General features: G+C 57.3%; 12 protein-coding genes. 7 read left to right on the top strand and 5 right to left on the bottom strand.

The features are described 5' to 3' along the window. Position 1 precedes the first annotated feature (1 nt). From AC2CGP_RS06280 to yejF, 3 genes are read left to right on the top strand one after another with little or no spacing between them, the layout of a single operon-like run. Positions 2-1,096: a microcin C ABC transporter permease YejB gene (locus AC2CGP_RS06280; protein WP_020078276.1), complete on the top strand. Its 1,095-nt coding sequence runs from the start codon at positions 2-4 to the stop codon at positions 1,094-1,096. Further along, a complete protein-coding gene (locus tag AC2CGP_RS06285) occupies positions 1,096-2,121 on the top strand; it encodes a microcin C ABC transporter permease (RefSeq protein ID WP_020078275.1) in 1,026 nt (341 codons plus the stop codon). The genes AC2CGP_RS06280 and AC2CGP_RS06285 overlap by 1 nt, the downstream gene beginning before the upstream one ends. Position 2,122: 1 nt before the next feature. Beyond that, positions 2,123-3,712, top strand: a complete 1,590-nt coding sequence (yejF, locus tag AC2CGP_RS06290; protein WP_484502310.1) for a microcin C ABC transporter ATP-binding protein YejF — start codon at positions 2,123-2,125, stop codon at positions 3,710-3,712. A gap of 3 nt (positions 3,713-3,715) precedes the next feature. Here the strand turns inward: yejF and AC2CGP_RS06295 are convergent, their stop codons facing one another. From AC2CGP_RS06295 to rsuA, 3 genes are all read right to left on the bottom strand, one after another. After that, positions 3,716-4,060 (bottom strand): YejG family protein, encoded by a 345-nt coding sequence (locus AC2CGP_RS06295; RefSeq protein WP_015365678.1) that lies wholly within the window; start codon positions 4,058-4,060, stop codon positions 3,716-3,718. Between the two features lie 331 nt (positions 4,061-4,391). Beyond that, entirely contained in the window at positions 4,392-5,588 is a 1,197-nt protein-coding gene (locus tag AC2CGP_RS06300; protein WP_015365677.1) for a Bcr/CflA family multidrug efflux MFS transporter, read from the bottom strand. Then, entirely contained in the window at positions 5,585-6,304 is a 720-nt protein-coding gene (gene rsuA, locus AC2CGP_RS06305; RefSeq protein WP_015365676.1) for a 16S rRNA pseudouridine(516) synthase RsuA, read from the bottom strand. The genes AC2CGP_RS06300 and rsuA overlap by 4 nt, the downstream gene beginning before the upstream one ends. Before the next feature lie 147 nt (positions 6,305-6,451). On the opposite strand from rsuA, the gene radD reads away from it, so the two are divergent. Continuing rightward, entirely contained in the window at positions 6,452-8,209 is a 1,758-nt protein-coding gene (radD, locus tag AC2CGP_RS06310) for a DNA repair helicase RadD (RefSeq protein ID WP_032712059.1), read from the top strand. Between the two features lie 136 nt (positions 8,210-8,345). Then, positions 8,346-8,630, top strand: coding sequence for a 50S ribosomal protein L25 (gene rplY, locus AC2CGP_RS06315; RefSeq protein ID WP_020078271.1), 285 nt, complete (start codon positions 8,346-8,348; stop codon positions 8,628-8,630). 58 nt (positions 8,631-8,688) lie between these two features. On the opposite strand, the gene AC2CGP_RS06320 is transcribed toward rplY, so the two are convergent. Then, a complete protein-coding gene (locus AC2CGP_RS06320; protein WP_020078270.1) occupies positions 8,689-9,576 on the bottom strand; it encodes a LysR family transcriptional regulator in 888 nt (295 codons plus the stop codon). Positions 9,577-9,679: 103 nt separating this feature from the next. Here AC2CGP_RS06320 and AC2CGP_RS06325 point away from each other — a divergent pair, with 103 nt between their 5' ends. After that, positions 9,680-10,966: a serine hydrolase domain-containing protein gene (locus AC2CGP_RS06325; RefSeq protein WP_020078269.1), complete on the top strand. Its 1,287-nt coding sequence runs from the start codon at positions 9,680-9,682 to the stop codon at positions 10,964-10,966. Positions 10,967-10,986: 20 nt separating this feature from the next. On the opposite strand, the gene AC2CGP_RS06330 is transcribed toward AC2CGP_RS06325, so the two are convergent. Further along, on the bottom strand, positions 10,987-11,583 hold the full coding sequence (locus AC2CGP_RS06330; RefSeq protein ID WP_015706131.1) for an NUDIX domain-containing protein: 597 nt from the start codon (positions 11,581-11,583) through the stop codon (positions 10,987-10,989). 82 nt (positions 11,584-11,665) lie between these two features. Between AC2CGP_RS06330 and AC2CGP_RS06335 the strand changes: the two genes are divergently transcribed. Further along, complete coding sequence (locus AC2CGP_RS06335) at positions 11,666-12,427, top strand: DeoR/GlpR family DNA-binding transcription regulator (protein WP_213192628.1); 762 nt, start codon at positions 11,666-11,668, stop codon at positions 12,425-12,427. Positions 12,428-12,438: the final 11 nt, after the last annotated feature.

Here is a 12,438-nt window from a genome sequence, read left to right on the forward strand (position 1 = left end):
GATGGGCGCCTACCTGCTCCGCCGACTATTACTGGTGATCCCGACGCTCTGGGCCATCATCACCATCAATTTTTTTATCGTGCAGATTGCGCCAGGCGGTCCGGTCGATCAGGCGATCGCCGCCGTGGAGTTCGGCGACCGTAGCGGGTTGCCCGGCGCAGGAGATAGCGGTATGGGCGCCAGTCATGCGCGTACCGGCGTTGGCAATATCAGTGAAGGCCATTATCGCGGCGGCCGTGGGCTCGATCCGGAAGTGATTGCCGAAATCACCCACCGCTACGGCTTCGATAAACCCATTCACGAACGCTACTTTAAGATGCTCGGCGACTATCTGCGTTTTGATTTTGGCGATAGCCTGTTTCGCAGCGCTTCGGTGCTGCAGTTGATTAAAGACAGCCTGCCGGTATCTATTACCCTCGGCCTGTGGAGCACGCTGATTATCTACCTGGTGTCGATACCGCTGGGGATCCGTAAAGCCGTCAGTAACGGCAGCCATTTCGACGTCTGGAGCAGCACTTTTATCATCATCGGTTACGCCATCCCGGCGTTTCTGTTCGCGATATTACTGATCGTGATCTTCGCCGGCGGCAGCTATTTCGATCTTTTTCCGCTGCGCGGCCTGGTCTCCGCTAATTTTGATAGCCTGCCGTGGTACCAGAAGATCGCCGACTATCTCTGGCATATCACCTTACCGGTGCTGGCGACGGTGATCGGCGGTTTTGCCGCCCTGACCATGCTAACTAAAAACAGTTTCCTTGATGAGATCCGCAAGCAATATGTAGTGACGGCCCGCGCTAAAGGTGTCGGGGAAAAACAGATCCTGTGGAAACACGTTTTCCGCAACGCCATGCTGTTGGTGATTGCCGGTTTTCCCGCCACCTTTATCAGCATGTTCTTTACCGGCTCGCTGCTGATTGAGGTGATGTTCTCGCTCAATGGTCTTGGGCTGCTCGGCTACGAAGCCACCGTGTCGCGCGATTATCCGGTGATGTTCGGCACTCTGTATATCTTCACGTTAATTGGCCTGTTATTAAACATTGTCAGCGACATCAGCTATACGCTGGTCGATCCGCGTATCGATTTCGAGGGCCGCTAATGTCATTTCTCTCCCCCGTTAATCAGGCCCGCTGGGCGCGTTTTCGCCACAACCGCCGCGGCTACTGGTCGCTGTGGATCTTCCTTGCGCTATTTATTTGCAGCCTGTGCGCCGAGCTTATCGCCAACGATAAACCACTGCTGGTGCAGTATCGCGGTAGTCTCTACGTACCGGCGCTGAAAACCTATAGCGAAACAACCTTTGGCGGTGATTTTGCCACCGCCGCCGACTATCAGGATCCCTGGCTGCAAAAGCGGCTGGCGGAAAACGGCTGGGTGCTGTGGGCCCCGGTGCGTTTCGGCGCCACCAGCATCAATTTCGCTACCGACAGCCCCTTCCCTTCGCCGCCGTCCCGGCACAACTGGCTGGGTACCGACGCTAACGGCGGCGATGTATTCGCACGGATCCTCTATGGCGCACGGATCTCATTATTATTCGGCCTACTGCTGACGTTCTTCTCCAGCGTGCTTGGCGTGCTTGCCGGGGCGCTGCAGGGCTACTACGGCGGTAAGCTCGACCTGTGGGGGCAGCGTTTTATTGAAGTATGGTCCGGCATGCCGACGCTATTTTTAATTATTCTGCTCTCAAGCGTGGTGCAACCTGACTTCTGGTGGCTGCTGGCGATTACCGTTTTATTTGGCTGGATGACGCTGGTCGGGGTGGTTCGCGCCGAGTTCCTGCGCACCCGTAACTACGATTATATTCGCGCCGCACAGGCGCTGGGGGTCAGCGATCGCCATATAATCCTGCGCCATATGCTGCCGAATGCGATGGTCGCTACCCTCACCTTCCTGCCGTTTATTTTGTGCAGTTCGATAACTACCCTGACCTCGCTCGACTTTCTCGGCTTTGGCCTGCCGCTAGGCTCGCCATCGCTGGGCGAACTGCTACTGCAGGGGAAAAATAACCTGCAGGCGCCGTGGCTGGGGATGGCGGCATTTTTGTCGGTGGCGGTGCTGCTGACGCTGCTAATTTTCATTGGCGAAGCGGTCCGCGACGCCTTCGATCCGGGTAAGGCGGTATAACATGGGCCAGCCATTATTAGACATTGACGACCTCTCTATCGCCTTCCGCCAGCAAGGGGCAAGCCAAACGGTCGTCAGCAACCTGACGCTGCGGATTGCCGCAGGTGAAACGCTGGCGTTGGTCGGCGAATCAGGCTCCGGCAAGAGCGTCTCCGCGCTGTCGGTACTGCGCCTCCTGCCCTCGCCGCCGGTCAGCTATCCCAGCGGCGATATTCGCTTTCACGGTCAATCATTGCTGCACGCCGATGAACGAACCCTGCGTGGGATCCGCGGCAACCGCATCGCGATGATTTTCCAGGAGCCGATGGTGTCGCTCAATCCGCTGCATAATCTGGAGAAACAACTGTACGAGGTGCTTTCGCTGCACCGCGGCATGCGCAAAGAGGCGGCGCGCGGCGAAATCCTCGACTGTCTGGATCGGGTTGGCATCCGCAACGCCTCACGACGGCTTGCCGACTATCCGCACCAGCTTTCCGGCGGCGAACGCCAACGGGTGATGATCGCCATGGCGCTGCTGACGCGCCCGGAGCTGCTCATTGCCGATGAACCGACCACCGCGCTGGACGTCTCGGTACAGGCGCAGATTCTGCAACTGCTGCGCGAACTGAAGCATGAGCTCAACATGGGGATGTTGTTCATCACCCATAATCTGAGCATCGTCCGCCAGCTTGCCGACCGGGTGGCGGTGATGCAAAACGGCCGCTGTGTCGAACAAAACGGCTGTCGGGAGCTGTTTCAGGCGCCAACGCACCCGTATACCCGCCGCCTGCTGGATAGCGAACCGGCCGGCAAACCGGTGCCGCTCCCCGCCGACGCACCCATCCTACTGCAGGCCCGCGATCTTAATGTCGCCTTCCCAATCCGCAAAGGGATCCTGCGCCGGGTCGTCGATCACAATCGAGTGGTCAACCATCTGACTTTTACCCTGCGGGCCGGAGAAACGCTGGGGCTAGTGGGAGAATCCGGCTCTGGCAAAAGCACTACCGGGCTGGCGCTGCTGCGGCTGATTAACTCCAGCGGAGAAATGCAGTTTGCCGGCGAGTCGATCCAGGGACGAAATCGCCGCCAGATGCTGCCGCTGCGCCGACGCATTCAGGTGGTCTTTCAGGATCCGAATTCATCCCTTAACCCGCGCCTGAGCGTCCTGCAGATTATCGAGGAAGGATTACGCGTTCACCAGCCGACGTTGACGTCCGCGCAACGTGAACAAGCGGTGATTCAGGTGATGCAGGAAGTGGAGCTCGATCCCGCGACGCGGCAGCGCTATCCGGCGGAATTCTCCGGCGGCCAGCGCCAGCGTATTGCCATTGCCCGGGCGCTGATCGTCAAACCGCAGCTGATTGTGTTGGATGAACCTACCTCATCGCTGGATAAAACCGTACAGGCGCAGATCCTGGCGCTACTGAAGACGCTACAGCAAAAGCATCAGCTGGCCTATCTGTTTATCAGTCACGATTTACGTGTTGTACGGACGCTCTGTCATCAGGTGATAGTGCTGCGGCAGGGAGAAGTCGTCGAGCAGGGTGAATGCGAGCGCGTATTTACGGCACCGCTTCAGGAGTACACCCGCCAGCTGCTGGCGTTAAGCTGACGGTCAGAAGGGGTTGTTGCCAGAGAAAGGCTCGGCAATGGCCACGCCGAAATTTTTCAGACGACAGGTAGCGGCAAACTCATCCTGCATATTAACGAACAGGCACGGTTCGCCTTCACACTCAAGAATGGAACAGTCCACTTCGATGTCGCTCAGCGCCTGGCTCAGCGTGCGCATCACCGGCCACGCTTTCTCGCCGTCCGGGCTGAGCAGTTTTAATGCCACCAGGCTATTTTCGCCCTCAGCGCCGTTTTGCGGAATCGGTTCAACTCTTGAACCCGCAAAACCGGCCAACCAGCGATAGCTCTGCGGCAGTCGGTGTACGATAGAGAGTTGCTGTGTATTCACTTGGTTTCCCCGGAAGCAAAAGGCTTCACAATAAATTTACATCAATATTAACACATTGTTGACAAATAGTCCTGCAACAGCTTAGAAAACGCTTACACCCGCATGGGGTCCGGGCTAACAGCTTATTATCCAGAACCTTATAGTTGCCTTGCGGAAACAGTTCGCGGCTATATGTACCCGTTTCTGTGATCCAAAACAACTTTTTTATCGCAACATTGCGACTTTTTACACTAATTGATTTTACATAAAAGAAACATATAGCTAAACAGGGAAGCCGATTTCGGTTGACATGTATCAAAAAAGGGGCGGAAATCGCCCCTGAAAATGTGACTTAATGTGCGACTTTTCGTCGCCGGCTGGCGTACAGATAGAAGAGAATGGAGCTAACGGCGCAAAATGCGATAGAAATCAGCATCGGCCAGGCGGTGGTAAAGGTGGCCATCGACAGCAATGCGCCGATAATCGCGCCAATCCCAAAGCGAAATGTTCCGGCCAGCGACGATGCGGTTCCCGCCATATGCGGAAACTCGTCGAGGATCACCGCCATGGCGTTAGAGGAGACCATCGATACGCAGCCGACGAACGCCGCCACGCCCACCACCAGCGACCAGAAACCAACATCAAGCAGCGCGCACACCACCATCCACACCGCCATCGCCAGCTGGATCCACAGCCCGGCTCTGAACATGTTCAATGCGCCGACCCGGCGGACAAAGCGGCTGTTAATGATGGTCATGATGAACAGGAACACGATATTCAGCGCAAAATAGTAGCCAAAGTGCTGCGGCGACACGTGATTAATGTTGATGTAGACGAATGGACCCGCGCTGAGAAATGAAAACATGCCGGCAAAACTGAAGCCGCTGGCCAACATATAGCTAAGTACCCGCTTGTGGCGGAACAGGGTGGCGAAGTTGCCAAGCGTGGTGCGAATATGAAATTTCTGCCGCCGTTCTACCGGCAGCGTCTCGCTAATAAAGAAAGCGATCATCGCCGATGCCAGCAGCGCCGCCAGCGCCAGGATCCAGAAAATCGCGTGCCAGCTGAACCATACCAGCACCGCGCCGCCGACCATCGGCGCCACCAGCGGCGCAATGGTGGTGACCAGCATGACAAACGACATCATGCGCGAGAACTCCTCTTTCGGGTAGATATCGCGCATCAGGGCGTTGATCACCACGCTGGCCGCCGCGGCCGCCAGGCCGTGGAAGAAACGCATAGTAATCAGCATCTCGATGGTCTGCGACAACGCGCAGGCCACCGCCGCCGCGGCGAATATCAGCGTCCCACCAAGGATCACCGGTTTACGGCCAATGCTGTCGGCCATCGGCCCGTACAGCAACTGCCCCAGCGCAAAGCCCAGAATATAGGTACTGAGCGTCATTTGCGCGCTGCCGTCCGGCACGTTGAACTGCGACGAGATGACCGGCAGCGCCGGCAGATACATATCAATCGACAGCGGCATTAACATGGCCAACAGGCCAAGAATAAACACAATCCCAAATGAAGAATTCTGCTTTGTCGTCACGTTTTACTCCGTGCTTGTGGGGCGCCAACGCTGGCGATTTCATCTTCCGTCAGCGGGCGGTATTCGCCGGGCTCCAGCGACGCATCGAGGGTAATGTCGCCGATACGCTCGCGATGTAATCCCACGACGTGGTTACCCACCGCCGCGAACATGCGTTTTACCTGGTGGTAGCGGCCTTCGCTGATGGTCAGGCGCACTTCTGTCGGAGTGATAACTTCGAGGACTGCAGGTTTGGTGAGATCTTTTTCATTATGCAACTGCACGCCTTTGGCAAACTGCTCGGCGACGCCCTCTTCCAGCGGATTTTCCAGCTCCACCAGATAGGTTTTTTCGCAGTGATGACGCGGCGAAGTGATGCGGTGCGACCACTGACCGTCATCGGTCATCAGTACCAGACCGGTGGTGTCGATATCCAGACGCCCGGCGGCGTGCAGCTTATGGGCAACCGGCTCATCGAGAAAATAAAGCACCGTTGGATGATCGGGATCGTCTGTTGAACAGACATAACCCTGCGGCTTGTTGAGCATAAAGTAACGGGGGCCGTGCTGCTGGGTCAGCGTATTGCCGTCATATTCCACCTCGTGCTCTGGCTGGAGCTTAAAGGAGGCATCTTTCACAATGTCGCCGTCCACGGTAACGCGGCTGCCGCGGATTTCACGCCCGGCAATAGCACGGCTGACGCCAAGCTGCTGAGCGATAAACTTATCAAGTCGCATGAGATTTTTTAGCCTGTAATAATGCTGGAGCGGGCATCTCGCCCGAAAAAGAAGAATTCCATTGGTTAGTATAACGGGCTCTTAACACCACTCAAGGGAAAAGATTCATGGCATACTATTTGCGAGTTAATTAACCCCCGAGAATTGATGACTTTTACACTACGTCCCTACCAAAAAGAGGCCGTTGACGCCACGCTCGCCTGGTTCCGCCGTCACCATGAGCCCGCCGCCATCGTACTGCCGACCGGCGCCGGCAAAAGCCTGGTGATCGCCGAACTGGCGCGGTTGGCGCGCGGACGCGTACTGGTTCTGGCCCACGTTAAAGAACTGGTGGCGCAGAATCACAGTAAATACTGTGCGCTTGGGCTGGAAGCGGATATTTTCGCCGCCGGTCTGCAGCGTAAGGAGAGCCAGGGCAAGGTGGTCTTCGGCAGCGTGCAGTCGGTGGCGCGTAATCTTGAGCAGTTTCAAAGCGAATTCTCCTTACTGATCGTCGATGAGTGCCACCGTATCAGCGACGATGACGACAGCCAGTATCAGCAAATCATCAGCCACCTGCGGCAGGTGAATCCGCATCTCAGGCTGCTTGGCCTGACCGCCACCCCTTTCCGCCTGGGCAAGGGTTGGATCTATCAGTTCCACTATCACGGTATGGTACGCGGCGACGAGAAAGCGCTGTTCCGCGACTGCATCTATGAACTGCCGCTGCGTTATATGATTAAGCACGGCTACCTGACGCCGCCTGAGCGCCTCGATATGCCGGTGGTACAGTACGATTTCAGCCGCCTGCAGGCGCAGAGCAATGGCCTGTTCAGCGAAGCTGACCTTAACCACGAGCTGAAAAAACAGCAGCGCATCACGCCGCATATCGTTAGCCAAATCGTTGAGTTTGCCGAAAACCGTAAAGGCGTGATGATCTTCGCCGCGACCGTCGAACACGCGCGGGAAATTACCGGCCTGCTGCCGCCCGCGCAGGCGGCGCTGATTACCGGCGAAACGCCGGGGCCGGAGCGCGATCGCATCATCGAAGCCTTTAAGGCGCAGCAGTACCGCTATCTGGTGAACGTCGCGGTACTGACCACCGGCTTTGATGCGCCGCACGTCGATCTTATCGCGATTCTTCGGCCAACCGAGTCGGTAAGCCTTTACCAACAAATTGTAGGCCGCGGCCTGCGTCTGGCGCCGGGCAAAACCGACTGTCTGATCCTCGACTATGCCGGCAACCCTCACGACCTGTACGCGCCGGAAGTCGGCACGCCAAAAGGCAAAAGCGATAATGTCCCGGTGCAGGTCTTCTGCCCGGCCTGCGGTTTCGCCAATACTTTTTGGGGTAAAACCACCGCCGACGGCACGTTGATTGAGCATTTTGGCCGCCGCTGCCAGGGCTGGTTCGAAGACGACGACGGCCACCGCGAACAGTGCGACTTCCGCTTTCGTTTTAAAAACTGCCCGCAGTGCAACGCCGAGAATGACATTGCCGCCCGCCGCTGTCGCGAGTGCGATACGGTGCTGGTCGACCCGGACGACATGCTGAAGGCGGCGCTGAAGCTTAAAGACGCGCTGGTATTGCGCTGCAGCGGCATGGCGCTGCAGCATGGCGGCGACGAAAAAGGCCCGTGGCTAAAAATCACCTATTACGATGAGGACGGCGCCGATGTGAGTGAGCGCTTCCGTTTGCAAACGCCCGCGCAGCGTACCGCCTTTGAGCAGTTATTTATCCGCCCACATACCCGTACGCCGGGCGTGCCGCTGCGCTGGATAACCCCGGCGGATATCATTGCCCAGCAGGCACTGCTGCGCCATCCGGACTTTGTCGTCGCCCGGATGAAGGGGCAATACTGGCAGGTGCGGGAAAAAGTGTTCGATTATCAGGGCCGTTTCCGTCGCGCCAATGAGCTACGTTAATCCGTCAAAAACTGAGGTTTTGATTGCCGCTGTGCCGATAGGCGGCTATAATGCCGCCCGCTTTTGCATTCGCAAAGCAGATAATCTGCCTGCTGCTGGGTCGCCTGTTGCAGGCTTTATATATAGAGAGACATCAATGTTTACTATCAACGCAGAAGTACGTAAAGAGCAGGGTAAGGGTGCGAGCCGCCGCCTGCGCGCAGCTAACAAGTTCCCGGCAATCATCTACGGTGGCGAAGCTGCTCCGGTTGCTATCGAACTGGACCACGACAAAGTATGGAACATGCAGGACAAAGCTGAGTTTTACGGCGAAGTACTGACTCTGGTTGTCGATGGCAAAGAAGAGAAAGTTAAAGTTCAGGCTGTTCAGCGTCACGCGTTCAAGCCGAAACTGACCCACATCGACTTCGTTCGCGCTTAATCGCCGATAGCAAGTTGTATGGCAAACGCCCTGGTGTCTTCCGACCCAGGGCGTTTTGTTATCTGCGCCGCCATAACCCTGGCGCGTCGTCAACAATCTCTCCCAGCGCGCGGTGTTTATTCATTCCCGGCAACCACAGCATCACCATGGTAACGTTAAGCCCCTGATTACCGACCTCGGTGGCAATTTCAGCAACCCCCTGCCACTCGGCGGGCCGTAAATGATCGGGTAAAAAACCCCAGCCCTGCCCCTGCTCCATTGCGTGGCGCAACATAGTGATTTCATTCATATACAGCGTATGGCCGGATATCTGCAGCCGGCGGGCGATTTGATCGTCGCTGCGCCGGTGCATGACTAACTGCGGGGTGAGCGATAAATTCAGCAACGTCAGCGGCCTTGCGGCATCAGCGAACAACCGCTGCGCGGCGTAAAAGCGTAAATCAACGGTACCCAGCGCCCGCCACTCCATTTCGCTACCCAGCGTACGATTGTTCGCCTGGCAAATGGCCATATCCGCGACGCCATCGCTCAACGCCTGCTCGGCTTCGCGACGCGACGCGCTCCAGCAGCTTAAACGGATCTGCCGCCGGGCAAGCGTATCGACCAGCAAACAGAGAAACTCACGCGGCACGAAGGGATCGTACACCAGGCGTAACTCCTGCCAGGCCGTTTGCGGCAGCGTTTGCGCAAAAGACTCGAAAGCCTGCGCCTGACGCAACAACAGGTGCGCCTGGCGAAAAAGCTGCTCGCCCTCGGCGGTTAAGGTCAGGCTACGCCCTGCACGGCTGAATAGCCGGTAGCCCAACGCATCTTCCAGATAATCCAGCAGATCGCGAAGCGTCGTACGGTCTTTCCCTAAACGGATCGCCGCCCGCGACAGGCTGCCGGTCTCAGCAATCGTCGCGAAGGCTTCAATCTGTGCAAATGAATACTGCAGGGTTTTCATCCTTCCCTCCCTTTCGGGGGAAAATCCCCCATGTAGTGATTTTAGCCGCCGCGCGCCGATTTATATACTGCGATGCGAATCTATGGCAAACGAGGAAATGAAAATGATAAGAAAACCACTGGCCCTGGCGTTAATTTTGGCGGCGCTGCCGGCGGCGGCAATGGCGCAAAACTGCGGCGGCCTGACGCTGGATGTCTGCCCCACGCCTTACGATCAAACGCTACCCGCGGCCAAAGACATGCTCACCTGGGATCAGACTTCACGCGTGATTGGCTTTCGTAATGACTATCGCAACTATGCTGGCGATGTATTCCGCCACGGCGCCTCAGTCCCGCTGGAGCGCGCTGAAAAGCAACTGACCGATGCCCGCTATACGCTCAACGGCCACACCTGGAATTTGCAGGATTACCTGAAGCGCGAAAACGTCAGCGGTATGCTGGTGCTGAAAGACGGTAAAGTCGCCTGGAAATATCTCGCCGAAGGTAATACCGACACCACGTTGTGGACCTCGCGCTCGGTGGGCAAATCGGTCGTCTCAACGCTGGTCGGCATCGCTATTCAACAGGGTAAAATCCACTCCCTCGACGACCTGATTACCGTTTATGAACCCGAACTGAAAGGCACCGCCTGGGACGGCGTAACGCTCAAGCAGCTCATTCAACATACCAGCGGCGTAGAATGGAATGAAGATTACACCAACCCACAGTCGCACTTCGCCCGCCTGACCCAGTGTGAAGCTCAGCCCGGCGCCTATGATTGCGTGCGTAAAATTGTGTCGACGCTGTCGCGCAAATATCCGGCAGGCGAGCAGTGGTCCTACTCTTCCGGCGGCGCCTGGCTGCTGGGCGATGTGCTGGAACGCGCGACCGGTATGTCGCTGGCCGCCTGGCTTGAGCAATCACTGTGGCAACCTGCGGGTATGGCCCACGATGGCGTCTGGCACGCCTACAAAAAAGGACAACATGATGTCGGCGCCCACGGCTTTAACGCCACCCTCGAAGACTGGGGCCGCTTTGGCGAGTTTGTCGCCCGCGATGGCCGCCTGAGCAACGGTAAACAGTTGGTGCCCGCTGGCTGGTTCGATCAAGCCGCAAGCTGGACAAAAGCGCTGAACTCGGTTTCAGCCGCGCATCCGGAAGGTATCTATGGCTATCAATGGTGGAATAACGCCATTCCGGCCAATGCGCAAAACGTACAGCCGACGCCGCAGGAAGGGCTAAAAGGCTCGCTGTGGGCGCTGGGGATCTACGGCCAGGTGATTATGGTCAACCGTGCGGAACATCTGGTGATCGTGCAGTGGTCAACCTGGCCGCAGGCGGAACCGTCCTTTAACGCACAGCCGCTGGAAGCGGCGCTGATGTACAGCGCTATTGCCCGCGAATTGCGCTAATCTCCCCTGCTCCTTGCCGCTTAACCGGCAAGGAGCGTATCGGCATTTAACGCCAGGTGCTGCAGCAGCATAATGGTTTTCGCATCCACGATTTCGCCATCGCGAATGGCCTGTAACGCCCGCGCCAGCGGCCACTCCAGCACTTCAATATCCTCTCCTTCCGCCGCCAGCCCGCCGCCATCGCCACGGCGATCGTCCGCGGAGTATTCGGCAATAAAGAAGTACAGCTTCTCGGTAACCGACCCCGGGCTCATAAACGCGGTGAATACCGGCTCAATGCGGGTAACGCGAAATCCGGTCTCCTCTTCCGCTTCGGCGATAATGCGCTCTTCCGGCGAGGCGTTATCCAGTAATCCCGCGGCAGCCTCGATCAGAAAGCCGTCGTGACCATTGATCCACACCGGAAAACGAAACTGGCGGATGAGCACCACGCTCTGCTTGTGGCGGTTATAGAGCAGAATAACCGCGCCGTTGCCGCGGTCGTAGGCTTCCCGGCTCTGCTCCTGCCAGCGCCCATCCCGGCGCAACAGCTCAAAGGTATATTTTTTCAGCGTGTACCAGTTATCGGACAAGAGCGTTTCGCGAACGTGGCGAACGCGCGGTGCGTCTTCATGCATGATATTTCCCCTTCCAAGGTGACAACTGGCAACATAACATGCATAATCGTGCACAAACAAGATCAATCGTGAAGTAAACAAAATGCTCGCCAGCCAGAGAAAACAGCACATCCTGCAGATCCTTGCCGCAGAAAAACAGGTGATGTCGGGGGAGTTAAGCCAGCGCTTTCAGGTCTCAGAAGACTCCATTCGTCGCGATCTGCGCGAACTGGCGGCGGAAGGTAAACTGCAACGGGTCCACGGCGGCGCGCTACCGGTATCCGCCGCTATCGCGCCAATCGAAAGCAGAAAAAGCGTGCAGATGGCTTCCAAACAGGCGATAGCCCGCCGGGCTGCGGCGCTTATCCAGCCAGGACAGGTAGTCATCGTCGACGGCGGCACCACCACCACGGCGATGATCGCCGCGCTACCTGCCGACCTTGCTTGCACCGTGGTGACGCACAGTCCGGGGATCGCCGTGGCGCTGGTCGAGCATCCACGGATCGACGTGATCCTGCTTGGCGGTACATTGTTTAAACATTCCGTAGTTACGGTCGGCGCCGGGACGCTGGCGGCGATGGCGCGGATTCATGCCGATCTGTTCTTTATGGGGGTTACCGGCGTGCACCCGCAGGCGGGCTTTACCACCGGTGATTATGAAGAGGCGGGCATTAAGCGCGCGCTGGCGGCCAGAGCCGCAGAAACCGTGGTGATGGCCTCTGCCGAAAAAATTAATTCCGCCTCCGCGTTTGCCATCGGCGAGCTTAATCTTGCCAGCACAGTGGTTATCGATAGCGAACTGGATGACAGGTTACGCCAGAAGCTTAAGCAAAGCGGCGTCGGGATTATTCAGGTAGCAGGTTAACCCGGCGGCAT

The organism is Klebsiella sp. SYXHC3 (assembly GCF_057196925.1).

Bases quoted from the DNA above. Each gene is read 5' to 3' on its own strand.
- AC2CGP_RS06280 (WP_020078276.1), top strand. From the start codon at position 2: ATGGGCGCCTACCTGCTCCGCCGACTATTACTGGTGATCCCGACGCTC.
- AC2CGP_RS06285 (WP_020078275.1), top strand. From the start codon at position 1,096: ATGTCATTTCTCTCCCCCGTTAATCAGGCCCGCTGGGCGCGTTTTCGC.
- yejF (WP_484502310.1), top strand. From the start codon at position 2,123: ATGGGCCAGCCATTATTAGACATTGACGACCTCTCTATCGCCTTCCGC.
- rsuA (WP_015365676.1), bottom strand. From the start codon at position 6,304: ATGCGACTTGATAAGTTTATCGCTCAGCAGCTTGGCGTCAGCCGTGCT.
- radD (WP_032712059.1), top strand. From the start codon at position 6,452: ATGACTTTTACACTACGTCCCTACCAAAAAGAGGCCGTTGACGCCACG.
- rplY (WP_020078271.1), top strand. From the start codon at position 8,346: ATGTTTACTATCAACGCAGAAGTACGTAAAGAGCAGGGTAAGGGTGCG.
- AC2CGP_RS06320 (WP_020078270.1), bottom strand. From the start codon at position 9,576: ATGAAAACCCTGCAGTATTCATTTGCACAGATTGAAGCCTTCGCGACG.
- AC2CGP_RS06325 (WP_020078269.1), top strand. From the start codon at position 9,680: ATGATAAGAAAACCACTGGCCCTGGCGTTAATTTTGGCGGCGCTGCCG.
- AC2CGP_RS06330 (WP_015706131.1), bottom strand. From the start codon at position 11,583: ATGCATGAAGACGCACCGCGCGTTCGCCACGTTCGCGAAACGCTCTTG.
- AC2CGP_RS06335 (WP_213192628.1), top strand. From the start codon at position 11,666: ATGCTCGCCAGCCAGAGAAAACAGCACATCCTGCAGATCCTTGCCGCA.